Source organism: Lacinutrix salivirga, assembly GCF_053604675.1.
In genome coordinates, this window is sequence record NZ_JBSHNP010000055.1 from 1 (window position 1) to 18,003 (window position 18,003).

The window sequence follows — 18,003 nt, forward strand, 5'->3', positions numbered from 1 at the left end:
TTCCGAGACTTGGATCTTTACTGGTGCATCATACACTGCAACACAAACGGATATTGATAATGGAAACATTACCAATAACGTTACTGCTGCTGGTTTAGAACCTAACGGAACTGATCCTGTTGAAGCTACAGATACCTATATCATCGATCAAGATAATACTGAGGTTACGATATGTACTGGTATAGGAATAGACATCGTAAAAAATGGAGTATTTAATAATGAAAATGGAAATACATGTACAGAAATAGGTGAAACGATAACCTATACATTTACTATTATTAATACAGGAGAAATTTCATTAGGTAATATTGTTCTAACAGATCCTTTGTTAGATAACTCAACACCACCAGTAACTATAGAGTTAGTTTCTGGTGATTTAGATAGTAATAATATATTAGATCCAACTGAAACCTGGACATATACTGCCACTTATCTTGTTACACAGTTAGATATTGACGCTACAGAAGTAATAAATACAGTAACAATTACTGCAGAAGATGTATTAAACAATGAAACTGTCACTGCAAATGATCAGACTACTACTGATTTAATTGAAGACACAACTCCTCCAGACACTTCGATGTGTGAAGTCTTAGACGAAACTATTGAGTGTAACGGAACTGATAACGAAACTATCGCTGCCAACTGGAATGCAGAGAATATTGCTGCACTTGAAAATTGCGCAACAGATGCTTGTGATAATGATTTTGATGTAACTTCAGATTTCGACTTTACCAATTTTGAAACGACTTGTGGGGCTAGTGGAACTATACTTGTAACTTATACTCTAACAGATGCAACAGGAAACTCAAGTACTATCACTGCAACACTTACGCTAGAAGATACTACTGGTCCTGATTTATCAGCATGTACTGTTGTAGATGAAACTATTGAGTGTAACGGAACGGATAACGAAACTATTGCTGCCAACTGGAATGCAGAGAATATTGCTGCACTTGAAACTTGTGGTACTGATACTTGTGATACAGATCCTACTAATACAGTAACTTCTAACTTCGACTTCGCTAATCTTGTATCAACTTGTGGTGCTGGTGGAACAATCGAAGTGATTTATACTGTAGCAGACGATTGTGGTAACACAACAACTCTTACTGCTACACTTACGCTAGAAGATACTACTGGTCCTGATTTATCAGCATGTGAAGTAACAGATATGACAGTAGAATGTTCTGTAATAGATACAGAAGAAGTTGCTAACGAATGGAACCAAAATAACATTGAAGCTCTAGAAAACTGTGGAGGAGATGATTGTGATGGACCAGTAGCAATAATTGTGACTTCAGATTATAACTTCGCTAACATAGAAAACGGAATGTTAGATGTTGAATATACAGTGACAGATGATTGTGGTAATTTCACAACACTAAATGCTTTATTAACATTAGAAAATGCATCCGTTGAAGCTGAAAATATTAGATTATGTATTGTTGACGAGACTGAATCTCAAGTTGTAGATTTATTCACACTATTATCTGGAAATTATGATGATAGTGGAGTTTGGACTGTAATATCTGGTAATGCTGAAATATTAGATGGACATTACTTTGATCCATTATCAATTGAACTTGATAATAGTGTTGAAGATAGTGAAGATATAGTGTTTAGTTATATTGAAGATTCTTCTAGTTGCCCAACAGATATAGAAGTAACAATCACAGTACACAATGAATGTCGAGTTGTAAACTGTACAATTGATAATGTTGTTATTTCAAAAGTAATCACACCAAATGGAGATGTACACAACGAGTATTTTGAAATTACTGGTTTAGAGCTTTGTGATTTTATTTATGATGTTAAAATTGTGAATCGTTGGGGAGCAATAGTTTATGAGTCTAAAGATTACCAAAACGATTGGAATGGATTTGTACATAAATCCTCTGTAGGAAGTGCAGATCAAGTTCCTAATGGTACTTACTATTATATAGTTTCATTCTTGGATCCATCTACACAAAGTGATGGAGGAATTAGACCAATTAGCGGTCCACTTTATATAGGAACCAAATAATAATTAACCTATGAAAAACATGCAAAATAAAATATTAATATTGATTGTAATGTTGAGTAGCACATATAGTATTGCTCAACAATTACCTCAATTTTCTCAATATATGTTTAATACAATCTCTGTAAATCCTGCTTATGCAGGAAGCAGAGAAACTTTAAGCATTGTAGGATTGCACAGAAGCCAATGGGTAGGAATTAGCGGAGGTCCTGTTACACAAACCTTATCTGTTCATACTCCTTTAACAAATGAAAAAATAGGTTTAGGAGTTTCAATAATAAATGATTCGCCAGGTTATGAGAACTTTCTATATGCTTATGGTGATTTCTCTTATACTATTAGAACAAGCGAAAAAACAAAGCTAGCATTTGGTTTAAAAGGTGGCTTTACGCATTACAACTTAGATCAAGCCTTTTTGAATTCTGAAGAAGTTGTTGCAGATCCGTTTTTCTCAAACTATTCAGATAAATGGAATCCAAATGTAGGAGTTGGAGCTTATTTACATTCTGACAGATGGTATTTAGGCCTTTCTGCTCCTAGATTATTAAATACTGATTATAATTTAGCAGATAATACCTCTGAAGCAGATTATATAGCTTTAGAAAGAGTGAGTTATTATTTTACAGGTGGATATGTGTTTGATTTAAGTGAAAACACTAAACTAAAACCTGCTTTTTTAGTTAAAGCTACAAATGGAGCTCCGATTTCTGCAGATTTAACAGCTAACTTTTTACTGTACGATAAGTTTTGGATTGGTGGCTCATATAGATATAACATAAACACCTCCTCTATTGGTGCTTTAGCAGATTTTCAGGTTTCAAAACAATTAAGAATTGGTTATGCATACGAATATTTTGTAGATGGGATAAGACCTTATTTAGGCGGAACCCATGAAATCTTACTAATGTTTGAAATCTTTAATGAAAGACGAGTAAAATCCCCAAGATATTTTTAATCTATAGATTATGAAAAAATTATTAATTATATTATGTATTGCTTTATATGGTGTAAATGGTTATTCGCAAGTAGAAGTTGCAGATAAGTATTTTAGAGATTATGCCTACTACGAAGCTATTGAACTTTATAAAGAAGCTTTAAAGAAAAAAGACTCTACAGAGCATATTCTTTCTAGAATAGGAGATTGCTATTACAATAATTCTAACTCAGAAAAAGCAGCTTTTTGGTATAGTAAAGCCGTTAATAAATACGATAAAATTAATCCTGAATACATTTTTAAATATATCCAAACTTTAAGAAGTATAGGTGATTATGAAGAAGCAAATATTTGGTTAGCAAAGTTTAAAGAGATTCAGAAAAACGATAAAAGAGCTAGAGACTATGAAATAGTTAGTATTGAAAAGTTTAAAGAACTTTCCTCTACCGAAAATGTTTTAGTTAATGTTACAAATTTAGATTCCAACTCTAAATATTCCGATTTTGGAGGTTTTCAGCAAGGAGAAAAATTATATTTTTCTTCATCCAGAACAAAAGATAGTATTGTTAATAAGAAAAAAATATACCAATGGAATGAAGAGCCTTTCTTAAAAATATATGAGGCCACTGTGAATTATGATGAAGATAATATATCTATTAGCGATATTGAACCAATTGCTTCAGAAAAAATGAATTCGGATTTTATACATGAAGGTACATTAGCTATTACTAAAGATGGCCAAACCATGTATTTTACTAGAAACAACTCAAATAAAAAAGGAAAAAGATCTTATGATAAAGGAGGTACCTCTAATTTAAAACTTTTAAGGGCAAAGCTAAATAATGGCTCATGGACTAATGTTGAAGTGCTTCCGTTTAACGATAAAACATTTTCTACAGGTCATCCTGCTTTAAGTCCAGATGAAAAAACATTATATTTTGTTTCTGATCGTGAAGGAGGGTTTGGACAATCCGATATATATAAAGTAGCTATTAATAAAGATGGAACATTTGGTTCTGTTAAAAATCTTGGAAAACGAATTAATACTGAAGGCAGAGAAATGTTTCCTTTTGTAGCACAAGACTCTACACTTTATTTCTCTTCAGATGCGCATATTAACTTAGGCTTATTAGATATTTTTGAAACAGATATCCTTAAAAAAGAAAAAAACGATTCAATTTCTATAAAAAACATGGGAGCTCCTTATAATAGTGGAGACGATGATTTTGCATTTTTCTTAAATAATGATGGAAAATCCGGATATTTTTCTTCTAATAGACCAGACGGAAAAGGTAGTGACGATATTTATGCCTTTGGAAAATATGATTGTAAACAAACTGTTACAGGTATAACGTACAACAAATTAAACAATGAGCCTCTTGCAGACGTTTCTGTTAAGCTTATGGACGAAACAGGACGTGTTATAGAAACAATTTTCTCTAATGAAAATGGAGAGTATTTATTCGAAAATTTAGATTGTGAAAAAAATTACTCCATATTAGGAACAAAAGTTATTCACAGACCAGACTCTAAAGAATTTAGCACAAGTGATGTGGATGGAGAAGAAACCAACATAGATCTTTACTTAACTCCATTAATTCAGAATAACGAAATAGTTATAAACCCTATTTTCTTTGATTACGATAAGTCTAATATTAGACCAGATGCAGCATACGAGTTAGAAAATATTGTAACTGTTATGCGCGAACATCCAAAAATGATTATAAAAATTGAATCGCATACAGATAGTCGTGGTAGAGATGCTTATAATTTAAAATTATCCGACAGAAGAGCAAAATCTACTAGAGATTATATAATCTCTAGAGGAATTGAAGCAAGAAGAATTGAAAGTGCTATTGGTTATGGAGAATCTCAATTGGTAAATAGATGTACCAATGAGTTTAAAAATATTTGTTCTGAAGAAGAGCACCAACAAAATAGACGATCTAAGTTTATTATTACCAATGATTATATGAATTAGTCATTACAAACCCTAAACCTTAAATTAAGTAGTTCATTTATTTGAACTACTTTTTTTTATGCATTATAAAATTTAAATAAACTTTGCATATAAGTTGAATACTACTATTACTTAGATAATTAAAAACGAAACAACTTAGTAAACAAAAAAACCTATGAATCTATTCATAGGCTTTTTGTGTTTTTTGAAAAAAATAAGACTAACGCTTTATAAATATATTAGTAAAATACCATGATCCATTTTCATTTTTCTCTGCAGAGATATTAAAATCTGTATAATCACCTTCTATTGCAGATCTGTGACTATCACTAGCAATCCATGCATTTACAACAGATTGCGCAGAGGAATATCCATAAGCAACATTTTCTGAGACTTTATTAGCTCCTGCTTTACTAACTAAATATGCTCTTCGGATTGAAAAATGATCGTGATTAATATCATTTATCTCAATCATATAATTTGTGTGTGTATAAGCTTGAGATTTTACTATTGGTAAATTATTTAAAACACTTAAACCATTAGTTATACGATAAGCATTGATGAGTTCTAAAATTTCTAATTCAATTACTTTATCTTCAGGAATAATTGCATCGGCTGTTGGCACTTCTAGTTGGTTATCCATGCTTTCTTTGGAACATGATAATAGCGAAAACGTTATAAGGGCTATAACAATAAATTTAGTAGGTAGGTTCATAGTAAGTAAAATAATTAGGTTTGGGATTACTAATATATATTTACTATATGTGTTAAAATGTTAACAAAATGTTAAAATAGACTAAAAACATGTATTTCATCGAAAATTTATGTTTTTAATCGTTAAAAAGCATGCATTTGAACGATTTTTATGTTGTTCGACGAAATAAAATGTATTTAATCGATAAAACGCATGATTTCGAATGGTTAATCTACTTTATGGATAAAGTGTTATGGAGATAATCGGTTTTTTATCCAATCTATATTATCTACTAATTGGTATTTAATTCTATCGTGTAATCTATTGGGTCTGCCTTGCCAAAATTCTATTTCTACAGGCTTTACTATATATCCTCCCCAAAACTCAGGACGCTCAATATCTTTATTTTTATATTCTAATTCCAAAGCCTTCAGTTTTTGCTCTAACACTTCTCGACTTTTAATAATAGCACTTTGGTTAGATACTAAGGCACCTAATTGACTTCCTCTTGGACGTGATTCAAAATACCCATCGCTTAAATTGTCTGCAATTTTTTCAGCTTTACCCTTAATAATTATTTGACGTTCTGCTCCATGCCAAAAAAAAGATAAACACACATTTGGATTGGCTGCTATAGCATTCCCTTTTTCGCTTGTATAGTTTGTGTAAAAAATAAAACCCTCATACGTGTATTTTTTTAAAAGCACTACTCTACTCTTTGGGAAACCATCTAAACCAATTGTACTTAAAGTCATTGCATTTGTCTCATCTTCTTGGAAATATTTATCGACTTCAAAAAACCATTTTTGGAATAACTCAAAAGGGTTTTCTGGAGCATCCTTCAATAATAATGCTCCTTTTTCGTAAGATTTTCTGTATTTACTTAAGTCTTTTTCCATATCTGCAATTTACAAGATTTTTAAATAATTTATAATCCCTTTTTGTAACTTTATAATTGTAAAATTTAACAGTCACTACTATACAATCTTATTTAAAACAGATGATTATTTCTCAATTAGTAACCAGTTTTATATTAATTCTATGTGGTTTTTTAGTCGAAAAATATCCTAATTTAATTGCTGGATACAACACGTTATCGGATTCTAAAAAAAAGAAAATTAATGTTAAAGCACTTTCTCTATTTTTAAAAAAGGTATTAATTGGCTTAGGCCTTTTAATCTTGCTCTTATATTTATTATTAAGACTATTTAATAGTAAAGAAGAAATTATAGCCTTAACTACGACTTTTGTACTTGTCGTGTGTCTTTTAATGGCAGTAATCTACGCCAATACTAACAATAGATTTAAATACTAAAATTCAAATTGTTTACCATCTTCTGCAAGCTCAACTGTTTTAAAAATGGTTTCAGCTTCGGTTTTAAACTCTTGTAAGCTGTCGTATCTAGTAGAATAATGCCCTAATAATAAAGTACTTACATTTGCTTTTTTTGCAATAGTTGCTGCTTGTTTTGCTGTACTGTGTTTTGTTGGTTCAGCTAATTTTTCGTGTTTATCTAAAAATGTGGATTCGTGGTATAACACATCTACATTTTTTATTAATGGCACAATAGCTTCAGAATAAGCAGTATCACTACAAAAAGCATAGCTTTTAGGCTTATCTGCTGGCTTGGTAACTTTCGCATTATCTATTAAAACACCATCTTCATTTATAACATCTTGTCCTTGTTTTAATTTTCTATAATAAGCAACATTTATATTAGCTTGTTCAACTTTAAAAATATCTAATTTGCGTTCGCCTTCTTTTTCTTTAAACAGAAAACCATTTGTGTACACGCGATGATCTAAAGGTATTGTAGAGACTTGTACTCTATCGTCTTCAAAAATAACTTCTGAAGTTGTAGCTGTTAATTCATGAAATATTAGTTGATAATTAGTCCAAGAGTTCGCCAGTTTCATTTGAAGCGTTATCACTTCTTTTAAACCTTTAGGAGCATAAATATGTAAATCTGCTTCGCGAGTTAATAATCGCATTGTAGATATTAAGCCTACTAAGCCAAAACAATGGTCTCCATGAAGATGAGATATAAAAATGTGTTTTATTCTATTAAACTTTACTTTTTGTCTTCGCAATTGAACTTGTGTTCCTTCTCCACAATCAATTAAAAAATTATGATTTGCAATTTCGAGGACTTGCGAAGTTGGATTGGTATTAGTTCGTGGTGTTGCGCTATAACAACCTAGTATGTTTAATTTCATCTTAAAATCCTAAGTCACGTTCCATTTCTTCCATTTCAATAATATCGTATGCTTCTTGTACTGTTGGAACAACTATAATCTCGTCTGGAGTTTCGTTTGCGTTTATTGCATTGGTTACCACCACAAAGGAGTGTTTAGATGCTCTGTGAGTATTACTTATACGTAAAAACTCTATAACGTCTTGAAGAGTGATTTTATTTATTGAAGTGAGGTTTACAATAATATTATTGTTCTCAAATTTTGGGTATAATGCTTCTATTTTTTTTACTAATTCTATAATCGAAGCTTTCTCTTGTGTTATTATAGAAATATTTCCGTCTTGATCTAAAATCATAATTTATTGTTTAATTTTTGAAGCCAAAAGATAAATTACAGCCATTCTTACAGCAACACCATTTTGCACTTGATCTAAAATAATGGCTTGGTCAGAATCTGCTACGTCACTTGTAATTTCCACGCCTCTATTTATTGGTCCTGGATGCATAATTGTAATTTCTTTATCTAAGCTGTTTAAAAGTGCTTTATTAACTCCAAATTGTTGTGTATATTCTCTTGTAGAAGGAAAATAGCTTATAGCCATACGTTCGTTTTGCACACGTAACATATTTGCTACATCACACCAGTTTAGTGCTTTACGCAAATTGGTTTCTACTTTAACTCCTAATTTATCTATGTATTTTGGTAGTAATGTTTTTGGACCGCAAACCATAACTTCTGCACCTTGTAATTTAAGCGCATAAATATTAGATAAGGCGACTCTACTATGGAGGATATCTCCAACAATTACTACTTTTTTACCTTTTACTTCTCCTAAATGTTCTCTAATAGAATAAGAATCTAATAAGGCTTGTGTTGGGTGTTCGTGCGCTCCATCTCCTGCATTTATAATACTTGCGTTAACATGTTTAGATAAAAACACTCCTGCTCCAGGGTTTGGGTGTCGCATAACTACCATATCTACTTTCATAGAAAGAATATTATTTACGGTATCTATTAGTGTTTCTCCTTTTTTTACTGAAGACTGCGATGCTGAAAAATTAATAACATCTGCAGAGAGTCGTTTTTCGGCAAGTTCAAAAGATAATTTTGTGCGTGTGGAATTTTCAAAAAATAAATTAGCAATAGTGATATCTCTAAGCGAAGGTACTTTTTTAATAGGTCTATTAATCACTTCTTTAAAATGATCTGCAGTTTCAAAAATAAGTTTAATGTCTTCTTTTTGAAGGTATTTAATTCCTAATAAGTGATTGACACTTAATTCACTCATGTTTTTTTTCTTTTGGCTTTTAGCTATTAGCTATTGGCAAATTATTTTTATTTTTAAACTATTAAACTAAAATCAACTATTTACTAAATAAACTGCATCTTCACCTTCATTTTCTACCCAATTGACTTTTACTTTTTCATTATTAATTGCATCTACTTGTCTGCCTCTATAATCTGGCTGAATTGGTAAATGCCTACTAAAACGTCTATCTATTAAGGTTAATAACTCAATTTCGTTTGGTCTTCCAAAAGATTGAATTGCTGTTAATGCTGCACGAATGCTTCTGCCAGTGTACAAGACATCGTCTATAAACACTATTTTTTTATCTTCGACTATAAAATTAATTTCTGTAGTATTGGCTTCTAGTGGTTTATCACTTCTTCTAAAATCATCGCGATAAAACGTTATATCTAATAACCCTAATTTTAGGTTTTTAATTTTATACTCTTTTTCTAGCAAAGCGGCTAAACGTTGTGCTAAAAACTTCCCTCTTGGTTGTAGGCCTATTAATACTGTGTTGGAAAAATCGTGATGGTTTTCAATGAGTTGACAAGCCAATCGATGAAGAATGATGTTTATTGCGGTTGCGTTAAGTAACACTTTTTGACTCATAATTTTCCAAACGTATTTGGATTACAAAGTTAATGGAAAATATTAGAAGTTAAAATATATACACTATAAAGTAAAATAGATTTGTTTTAGACTAGCTAATAATAATTTGTTTTTTTAAGCATTTTGATTTGAAGATAAATTACTGGTTAATTACTAATTACCATTTTATATAATCATTTTGCATAAAAAAAGCCTCTCATAGTTGAGAGGCTTTTAAGTAATTTAAATGCTTAGAAAATTATTTTTTTCCGTCCATTTTATCTTTAAGAGCTTGTAAAGCATCATTAGCATCACCTAAAGTTGGTTTAGCTTCGGCAGCTTGGCTTGCTTGTTTTGCAACAGCAGCTTTTACATTTGCCATTTCTTCTTCTTTAAAGATTGCAGTATGCGAAGCTACTACTCTCTTAAACTCTTTGTTAAACTCAATGATTTTGAACTCAGCAGTATCACCTTTCTTTAATTTCTTTCCGTCTTCTTTTTCTAAGTGACGAGAAGGAACAAAAGCAACGATATCTTCGTTAAACTCAATAGTTGCACCTTTATCAACTTCTTCAGAAATTTCAGCAGTATGTGTAGTTCCTAAAGCGAATTCAGTTTCGTACTTATCCCAAGGATTTTCTGTAGTTTGTTTGTGACCTAAAGATAATTTACGTCCTTCAACATCTAACTCAAGTACAACAACATCTAATGTGTCACCTACGTTACAGAACTCACTTGGATGCTTAATCTTTTTAGTCCAAGATAAATCTGAGATATAAATTAATCCATCAATACCTTCTTCTAATTCAACAAAAACACCAAAGTTTGTAAAGTTACGTACTATACCTGTATGCTTAGAACCTACAGGATATTTAGTTGTAATATCTGTCCATGGATCTGCACTTAATTGCTTAATACCAAGAGACATTTTACGGTCTTCTCTATCTAATGTTAAGATTTGAGCTTCTATTTCGTCACCAACTTTTACAAAGTCGTTAGCCGAACGTAAGTGGGTTGACCAAGACATTTCAGAAACGTGAACTAAACCTTCTACACCTTCTGCAACTTCGATAAATGCACCATAATCTGCGATTACTACTACTTTACCTTTTACTTTATCTCCTACTTTTACATCTTCTCCTAACGCATCCCAAGGATGTTTAGATAATTGTTTAAGACCTAATTGGATTCTAGATTTATCTTCGTCAAAATCAAGAATTACAACGTTTAATTTTTGGTCTAACTCAACAATCTCGTTTGGATGGTTAATACGAGACCAAGATAAGTCTGTAATATGAACTAATCCATCTACACCACCAAGGTCAATAAATACACCATAAGATGTAATGTTTTTAACAATACCTTCTAATACTTGACCTTTTTCTAATTGACCAATAATTTCTTTTTTCTGCTCTTCAATATCAGCTTCAATAAGTGCTTTATGAGAAACGACAACGTTTTTAAATTCGTGATTAATTTTCACTACTTTAAATTCCATTGTTTTGTTTACATAAACGTCGTAATCTCTAATTGGCTTCACGTCAATTTGAGAACCTGGTAAAAATGCTTCGATGCCAAAAACATCTACAATCATACCTCCTTTTGTTCTACACTTAACAAAACCATTAACGATTTCACCTGTTTCGTGTGCTTTATTTACACGATCCCATGCTTTGATTACACGTGCTTTTCTGTGCGATAATACTAATTGACCTGTAGCGTCTTCACGTACATCAATTAATACTTCTACTTTGTCACCAACTTTTAAATCTGGATTGTAACGAAACTCGTTAAGAGAAATTACACCTTCCGATTTAGCGTTAATGTCAATAATTGCATCTCTATCAGTAATATGAATAACTTCACCTTCTACTACTTCATCATCTAAAGTATCAACGAAATTTTCTGCTACTAATTTTTCAAATTCTTTTAATTGAGAATCTTCAACTTCATCAATTCCTTCTTGGTAATTGTGCCAGTTGAAATCTTTTAAGAATTTTTCTGGGTTTGCTTGTGCTTCAGAAACCTGAGGAGTTTCTTTTACTGCTGTTGCTTCAGTTGCTTCAACTTCAGCTTGTTTTGCTTTTTCAGCCATTTAATTAAATTAAACAGTGTTTTAAATATCTGTCTTTGCAGAAACGTTTTACACTGCGTTTTGTATTCTGTATGCTTTGGAAAGTTTAAGCAATACCACACAGAAGTGTTAGATTATGTTTTTTATAGTTCCTTTTTCACTTTCCATATATCGCTAAAAAGGTGTGCAAAAATAAGACTTTTTAACTATTTTACCTAAAAAATTATAAAAATTTATTCCATTGATTTTCAGGCTAAAAGATTACGAAAATAAATTATAATAATCTTAGATATTTTATTTACCTTTAAGAATCAAATTAAATAACTAACAACTATGGCTTTAAGAGCAAAATATCAAGATGTACTTGATTTAGGAGAAAAATTAAATATTGCTAACGGAGACGTTAAGGAAGAAAATGGTGTTTTACATGTTAAAGGTACTGCAGCTAATCAATACGAGAAAAACTTACTTTGGGATTCTATAAAAGCCTCTGGTGGAGAAAACCCTAGTGATATTGTTGCAGATATTAAAGTTGCAGATACTAGTGTATTTGCAAGACATACTGTTAAAAGTGGAGAAACTTTAGGTGCCATTGCTAAGCAGTATTATGGTAGTGCAGGTAAATACAATGCCATTTTTAAAGCGAATACAGATATACTAAAGAACCCAGATGTTATTCACCCAAATCAAGAATTAATTATTCCGAATTTGTAGGTGATTAATAGCTTTTCATCAAAAGTGGGTTTTTATGTATTTAAAAATCCGCTTTTTTTATTCCATTAATTTTATTCTAAATCTTCTAGCGTCATAGTTACTAAACGCATTACTTTATTAAACTGTTGCTCTAACGTTAAATGAGAATTGTCAATTTCTATAGCATCGTTAGCTTTTACTAATGGAGAATCTGCTCTGTGAGAATCTATATAATCGCGTTCTTGTACATTACGTAATACAGCTTCGTATTCTACTTTGTCTCCTCTTGCTATTAGCTCGTTAAAACGTCGTGTTGCTCTGGTTTTGGCAGAAGCTGTCATAAATATTTTAAGTTCTGCAAACGGAAACACAACAGTTCCAATATCGCGACCATCCATTACAACTCCTTTATCTTTTCCCATTTTTTGTTGTTGCTTAACCAATTGGTAGCGCACTTCTGGTATGGCAGCGACTTGGCTTACAAAACTAGAGACTTCTAAGGTTCGTATGTCGTGCTCAACGTTTGTATTATTTAAATAGACTTCAGCAAAACCTAAGGTTTCATTAAATTTAAAGTTAATCGTAATTTCATTTAATTGAGACACTAATTCATTTACATTAAATTCACTGTCATTAATTAAATTATTTTGCATAGCATATAGTGTTACTGCACGATACATTGCACCAGAATCTACATAAACATAGCCTAATGCTTTTGCAATTTGTTTGGCTATTGTGCTTTTTCCTGTGGAAGAAAATCCATCTATTGCTATGGTTATTTTTTGCATTTAAATAGTTTACTAATTATAAATCGATGCTTTCTCCTATTTCTAGTAGCATTAAATCTTTGTCTTTATTAAAAAATGTACGTTTGGCTTCTTCTTTATCAATTTCTATATAGCCAAACGTATCAAAATGATAACCTAATATTTTATCACACTCTACAAAATCGCTTGCTAAAATAGCGTCGTGTATTCCCATGGTAAAATTGTCGCCTATTGGCAATACCGCTAAGTCTAATTTTGTTTGCAAAGGGATTAGCTTCATATCAAATGTTAAAGCAGTGTCTCCTGCAATGTATATGTTTTTGTGTTCACTTTCTATTACAAATCCACCTGGTTGTCCTCCATAAGTACCATCTGCAAAAGAAGAGGTATGTATGGCATTGACATACTTTACATTACCAAACTCAAAATCCCATTGTCCTCCATGATTCATTGGGTGAACTTCAAAACCTTTAGACTGAAAATGCATTGCAATTTCGTAATTAGAAACAATTATAGCATCTGTGTTTTTTGCAATTACATCTACATCCAAAACATGGTCTTGGTGTGCATGTGTTAATAAAATATAATCTGCTTTTAGCGCATTAATATCTATGTGTTTGGCTTTTTCATTACCTGAAATAAAAGGATCTACTAGTATTGAAACTTCTTCTATTTCAATACCTAAACACGCATGTCCATAAAATGTAATTTTCATAATCTAAAATTTTTATATTATAATAAGTGACCAATACCTAATAATATAGCTAAAAGTACTGTAGTTAAGGCTAGCTTTTTTAATTCGGCATCAAACTTTACAAGTTGGTCTATTTTTAATACTGTTTTTATATGAATTAATAATGGGATATAAGCAATAACAAATAAGAAGTTGTAAATGGAATTATTGTAGTATAAAATGCCAAACAAAAACGAGGTGAAAATTGCTGAAACAATTAAAAAAATATGATATTTCCTAGCTTTTTCTTGCCCTAGTTTAACTGCTAGTGTAATTTTATTAGAAGTAATATCAGAGTTTATATCTCTCATATTATTAAGGTTTAATACTGCTGCACTTAATAAGCCAACAGTAATAGCAGGAAGTATTGTAACGTGGTCAAACTGCTTAGAAAACAACACATAACCACCAATTACACTTACTAAACCAAAGAAAATAAACACGTATAAATCTCCCAAAGCTCTATAACCATAGGCATTATCTCCAATAGTATATTTTAAAGCAGCTCTAACACATAAAAAAGCAATAAAGAAAAAGAGTAATGCTAATAAAAAATGTTTTGCACTAAATGCGAAATATACTAAAGAGATTACAAGTACTATGCTTATTAAAATGTTCATTCTAATGGCATGAAACATTTCGTCCTTAGTAATTTTACCGCTTTGTAAAGCTCGCTCTGGTCCTATTCTATCGTCATTATCTGTACCTTTAACACCATCGCCATAATCGTTTGCTAAGTTGGACAAAATTTGTAAACTTAAAGTTACTAAAATAGCAAGTCCAAAAATGTCCCATTGAAAATAGCCATTGTACTCTGCTAAACAACCAGCTACAATTATCCCAGAAATAGATAAGGGTAAGGTTCTAAGTCTAAATGCACTTAGCCAAGCAAATAATTTATTCATTATTTATGTATTTAAGGAATCCATTTTTTGGGAAAGTTAGGTTTTCTTTTTTCTAAAAAGGCGTCACGTCCTTCTTTAGCTTCATCTGTCATATATGCTAAGCGTGTGGCTTCGCCAGCAAAAACTTGTTGTCCAACCATACCATCATCTGTTAAATTCATTGCGAATTTTAGCATTTTAATAGAGGTTGGCGATTTTTCTAAAATCTCTTGAGCCCATTGATATGCTGTGCTTTCGAGTTCATTATGAGGGATAACAGCATTTACCATTCCCATTTCAAAAGCTTCTTGAGCAGAATAATTTCTTCCCAAGAAAAATATTTCACGAGCCTTTTTCTGACCTACCATTTTTGCTAAATAGGCAGATCCATAACCTCCATCAAAGCTAGTAACATCTGCATCTGTTTGTTTAAATATCGCGTGTTCTTTACTCGCCAATGTTAAATCACAAACTACATGTAGGCTATGTCCACCTCCAACTGCCCAACCAGGAACGACTGCAATTACTGCTTTTGGCATAAATCTAATAAGACGTTGAACTTCTAATATATTCAATCTATGGTATCCATCTTCTCCTACATAACCTTGGTGACCTCTTGCCTTTTGATCTCCTCCAGAACAAAAACTCCACACACCATCTTTGGTCGATGGTCCTTCTGCAGATAATAGTACAACACCTATACTTGTGTCTTCTCCAGCATCATAAAAAGCATCGTACAATTCTTTAGTTGTTTTTGGCCTAAAGGCATTTCTAATATTAGGTCTGTTAAAAGCAATTCTGGCAACTCCATTACATTTTGAGTAAGTAATGTCTTCGTAATCCTTAGCTTTTATCCAATTTATTTTTTCCATTTAAACTCGTCTTTTTAATCGTGCATAAAAATACACAATTATTATAAGTGATAATAGATTTTGAAGGACTAAGCTCTTTTTTCTTTTAATTAAAAAAATTAATAGCATTCGGTAAATTATGATTAATTTCTAAAGAAATGAGTTACAATAGTTTATGATTAAACCTAACTAATTGATTATGAAGTAGTATTAGTTGGATAAAAAAATATTCAAAATACTGCTTTTAATCGATAAAATATGCTTTTTGTCGAAATATCATTTTCTAACACTATATTTTAGACTTGTGTTATGCTAGCATAGTAAATTTGTGTCAACATTTAATTAATCGCTATGCTGGTACTGGACTCTTCCCTTAGAAAAGAATTTGTAAAATCGCACTTTTTAGAAATAGGTAATTTATTCTTTTTTAAAAATTATGTTATATCTGAAGTTAATGAAGGTGTTCATTTTAGTTATAGTAGTGCAAAGGAATATATTTTATTAATTGCACAACATTATAAAAATCATAAAGTATTAGGTTATATCTCTAACCGAGTTAATACGTTTTCAATTGAAGCTTTAGATTATCCAAAATTACTTACTGCTATACCAAATATAGAAGTGTTTTGCACTGTAACTTATAGTTATTTTGATTCTATGAATGTAGATATTGAAAAACAATTCTGCAAAAAACCATATTTAAGTTGTAGTTCACTTTTAGAAGCAACACAAATAATTAAAGATAGATTGGTATTAGAACCTTGTTTAAGCGTTAAATAACAAAAATTTTATACTCCCTAAGCCACAAGTTTATAAAACTTGAGTAAAAGCTACCAGACGGAATCCTAACTTCTGCTGGTAGTTTTTTGTATAAATTCTTTCTTAAATATGCATTTTGTCGAATTTAATAGATTTTTAGCTGGTTTTTAATTAATTACAGTATTTTTATAAAGGAATACCTACTTATACCATACCTTATTATAAACCAATCGCCATGAAAATAATCGACTCCAACCTTGCTAATCAAATAGAAGATGTTCATATCAATGATTTTGGTAACTACTATTTTTTAAAAGGTATTGTAATTGCAGAAGTAAAAGAAGGAGTGATTTTTAATTGGGAAGCTTCTCAAGATATTATTAATGCTGCAATTAAGCATTATGGCAATGATCTAAAAATTTGCTATATTACTAATAGAGTTAATGCTTATTCTGTAAACCCAGTAGATTGGTTAAAGTTTTTTAAATCCGACTATAACCTTAATGGTTATGCCATAGTAACCTATACCAATACTAGTTGGTTAAATGCTTTAGTTGAAAAGGTGTTTTTATCTACTAAAGTAAAACGGTTTACTAGTTTATACGAAGCAATAGATTGGGCAAAACAAACAAATTATAATATTAGTTTAAAAAAAAATCAACTGGTAAGTAAATAAATACCGTCGGCTTCAATTTTAATTTGTTTCTCTTTATATAAAGCACCAACAGCCTTTTTAAAGCTCTTTTTACTCATTTGTAATTGAGTTTTAATATCTTCTGGAGACGATTTGTCTGTTAAAGGTATAAATCCAGAATTATCTTGTAATTCTTTCATTATTCTATCTGCATTTGGTTCAATATTTCTATAACCAATTTTTCCTAAAGCGATATCGATTTTATTTCCTGGCCTTATTTTTTTAACTATGCCTTTAAGTTTATCTCCAATGCTTAATTCTTGATAAATAGAATCTTTATAAATTAAACCAGCATATTTGTTATTTACAATTACATTCATACCAATATCACTTGGATGCGATATTATAATATCAACTTCATCAAATTGACTAATGTCTAATTCTGTATTATCTAAAAACCTATTAGTTTTACTAGAGGCTACTAGTCGTCCTGTTTTTTCGTCTATGTAGCAATGCACTAAATACCAACCTCCTTTTTTCATTGGGAAGGCTTGCTCTTTAAAAGGGCAAAACAGTTCTTTTACTAAACCAAAATCTAAAAACGCTCCATACTCATTAACTTGATTACAACGTAATACTGCAAATTCGTTTTTGGTTATATAAGGTTTGTCTGTAACAGCAACAGGACGTTCCTCATTGTCTAAATACACAAAAACTTCAATTTTCTCCCAAATTTTAAAAGACTCTGGTACGTATCTATTTGGCAAAAGCACTTCTTCGCCTTCACTATCTGCAAGGTATATGCCTTGTTCTGCTTCGCGTATTATTTCTAAAGTATTGTATGTCCCAATTTCTATCATGTTACAAAGGTAAACATAAAAAAAAGCGTTACAAATAGTAACGCTTCAATTTATATATTAAA

The 18,003-nt window shown here is 31.0% G+C and carries 19 protein-coding genes; 7 read left to right on the top strand and 12 right to left on the bottom strand.

The window, feature by feature from the left end; translation table 11 throughout:
• From ACVC5O_RS01825 to ACVC5O_RS01835, 3 genes are all read left to right on the top strand, one after another.
• On the top strand, positions 1 to 2,026 hold a 2,026-nt coding region (locus ACVC5O_RS01825; protein WP_452219757.1), incomplete at its 5' end, for a DUF7507 domain-containing protein.
• Positions 2,027 to 2,036: 10 nt separating this feature from the next.
• Positions 2,037 to 2,978 carry a PorP/SprF family type IX secretion system membrane protein gene (locus tag ACVC5O_RS01830; protein WP_452219758.1) on the top strand — a complete coding sequence of 314 codons (942 nt, stop codon included), beginning with the start codon at positions 2,037 to 2,039 and terminating at the stop codon, positions 2,976 to 2,978.
• Positions 2,979 to 2,988: 10 nt separating this feature from the next.
• Positions 2,989 to 4,938 (top strand): OmpA family protein, encoded by a 1,950-nt coding sequence (locus ACVC5O_RS01835; protein ID WP_452219759.1) that lies wholly within the window; start codon positions 2,989 to 2,991, stop codon positions 4,936 to 4,938.
• 199 nt (positions 4,939 to 5,137) lie between these two features.
• On the opposite strand, the gene ACVC5O_RS01840 is transcribed toward ACVC5O_RS01835, so the two are convergent.
• The gene (locus tag ACVC5O_RS01840; protein ID WP_452219760.1) at positions 5,138 to 5,560 is read right to left on the bottom strand and encodes a CAP domain-containing protein; all 423 of its coding nucleotides are present in this window, start codon (positions 5,558 to 5,560) and stop codon (positions 5,138 to 5,140) included.
• Between the two features lie 302 nt (positions 5,561 to 5,862).
• Positions 5,863 to 6,510, bottom strand: coding sequence for a pyridoxamine 5'-phosphate oxidase (gene pdxH / locus ACVC5O_RS01845; RefSeq protein WP_452219761.1), 648 nt, complete (start codon positions 6,508 to 6,510; stop codon positions 5,863 to 5,865).
• Positions 6,511 to 6,611: 101 nt separating this feature from the next.
• Here pdxH and ACVC5O_RS01850 point away from each other — a divergent pair, with 101 nt between their 5' ends.
• Positions 6,612 to 6,926 (top strand): DUF3784 domain-containing protein, encoded by a 315-nt coding sequence (locus tag ACVC5O_RS01850; RefSeq protein ID WP_452219762.1) that lies wholly within the window; start codon positions 6,612 to 6,614, stop codon positions 6,924 to 6,926.
• Here ACVC5O_RS01850 and ACVC5O_RS01855 read toward each other — a convergent pair.
• The 5 genes from ACVC5O_RS01855 to rpsA all read right to left on the bottom strand — a co-directional run bounded on the left by ACVC5O_RS01855 (position 6,923) and on the right by rpsA (position 11,781).
• Positions 6,923 to 7,828: a ribonuclease Z gene (locus tag ACVC5O_RS01855; RefSeq protein ID WP_452219763.1), complete on the bottom strand. Its 906-nt coding sequence runs from the start codon at positions 7,826 to 7,828 to the stop codon at positions 6,923 to 6,925. The two genes, ACVC5O_RS01850 and ACVC5O_RS01855, sit on opposite strands and share 4 nt — an antisense overlap.
• A gap of 1 nt (position 7,829) precedes the next feature.
• The gene (locus ACVC5O_RS01860) at positions 7,830 to 8,162 is read right to left on the bottom strand and encodes a ribonuclease Z (RefSeq protein ID WP_452219764.1); all 333 of its coding nucleotides are present in this window, start codon (positions 8,160 to 8,162) and stop codon (positions 7,830 to 7,832) included.
• A gap of 3 nt (positions 8,163 to 8,165) precedes the next feature.
• Positions 8,166 to 9,095 carry an aspartate carbamoyltransferase catalytic subunit gene (locus tag ACVC5O_RS01865; protein ID WP_452219765.1) on the bottom strand — a complete coding sequence of 310 codons (930 nt, stop codon included), beginning with the start codon at positions 9,093 to 9,095 and terminating at the stop codon, positions 8,166 to 8,168.
• Between the two features lie 72 nt (positions 9,096 to 9,167).
• Positions 9,168 to 9,707, bottom strand: a complete 540-nt coding sequence (pyrR, locus tag ACVC5O_RS01870) for a bifunctional pyr operon transcriptional regulator/uracil phosphoribosyltransferase PyrR (protein WP_452219766.1) — start codon at positions 9,705 to 9,707, stop codon at positions 9,168 to 9,170.
• A 238-nt stretch (positions 9,708 to 9,945) separates the two neighbouring features.
• On the bottom strand, positions 9,946 to 11,781 hold the full coding sequence (rpsA, locus tag ACVC5O_RS01875; protein WP_452219767.1) for a 30S ribosomal protein S1: 1,836 nt from the start codon (positions 11,779 to 11,781) through the stop codon (positions 9,946 to 9,948).
• Positions 11,782 to 12,093: 312 nt separating this feature from the next.
• On the opposite strand from rpsA, the gene ACVC5O_RS01880 reads away from it, so the two are divergent.
• Positions 12,094 to 12,474, top strand: a complete 381-nt coding sequence (locus ACVC5O_RS01880) for a LysM peptidoglycan-binding domain-containing protein (RefSeq protein ID WP_452219768.1) — start codon at positions 12,094 to 12,096, stop codon at positions 12,472 to 12,474.
• Between the two features lie 71 nt (positions 12,475 to 12,545).
• On the opposite strand, the gene cmk is transcribed toward ACVC5O_RS01880, so the two are convergent.
• From cmk to ACVC5O_RS01900, 4 genes are read right to left on the bottom strand one after another with little or no spacing between them, the layout of a single operon-like run.
• Positions 12,546 to 13,241, bottom strand: coding sequence for a (d)CMP kinase (gene cmk, locus ACVC5O_RS01885; RefSeq protein ID WP_452219769.1), 696 nt, complete (start codon positions 13,239 to 13,241; stop codon positions 12,546 to 12,548).
• 16 nt (positions 13,242 to 13,257) lie between these two features.
• Positions 13,258 to 13,935, bottom strand: a complete 678-nt coding sequence (locus ACVC5O_RS01890; RefSeq protein ID WP_452219770.1) for a metal-dependent hydrolase — start codon at positions 13,933 to 13,935, stop codon at positions 13,258 to 13,260.
• Between the two features lie 17 nt (positions 13,936 to 13,952).
• The gene (menA, locus tag ACVC5O_RS01895) at positions 13,953 to 14,858 is read right to left on the bottom strand and encodes a 1,4-dihydroxy-2-naphthoate octaprenyltransferase (protein ID WP_452219771.1); all 906 of its coding nucleotides are present in this window, start codon (positions 14,856 to 14,858) and stop codon (positions 13,953 to 13,955) included.
• A gap of 11 nt (positions 14,859 to 14,869) precedes the next feature.
• Entirely contained in the window at positions 14,870 to 15,709 is an 840-nt protein-coding gene (locus ACVC5O_RS01900; RefSeq protein WP_452219772.1) for a 1,4-dihydroxy-2-naphthoyl-CoA synthase, read from the bottom strand.
• 330 nt (positions 15,710 to 16,039) lie between these two features.
• Between ACVC5O_RS01900 and ACVC5O_RS01905 the strand changes: the two genes are divergently transcribed.
• Both ACVC5O_RS01905 and ACVC5O_RS01910 read left to right on the top strand, forming a co-directional pair.
• Complete coding sequence (locus ACVC5O_RS01905; protein ID WP_452219773.1) at positions 16,040 to 16,468, top strand: hypothetical protein; 429 nt, start codon at positions 16,040 to 16,042, stop codon at positions 16,466 to 16,468.
• A gap of 214 nt (positions 16,469 to 16,682) precedes the next feature.
• Positions 16,683 to 17,123: a hypothetical protein gene (locus ACVC5O_RS01910; protein ID WP_452219774.1), complete on the top strand. Its 441-nt coding sequence runs from the start codon at positions 16,683 to 16,685 to the stop codon at positions 17,121 to 17,123.
• Here the strand turns inward: ACVC5O_RS01910 and ACVC5O_RS01915 are convergent.
• Positions 17,105 to 17,941 (bottom strand): CvfB family protein, encoded by an 837-nt coding sequence (locus ACVC5O_RS01915; RefSeq protein ID WP_452219775.1) that lies wholly within the window; start codon positions 17,939 to 17,941, stop codon positions 17,105 to 17,107. The two genes, ACVC5O_RS01910 and ACVC5O_RS01915, sit on opposite strands and share 19 nt — an antisense overlap.
• Between the last annotated feature and the right edge of the window lie 62 nt (positions 17,942 to 18,003).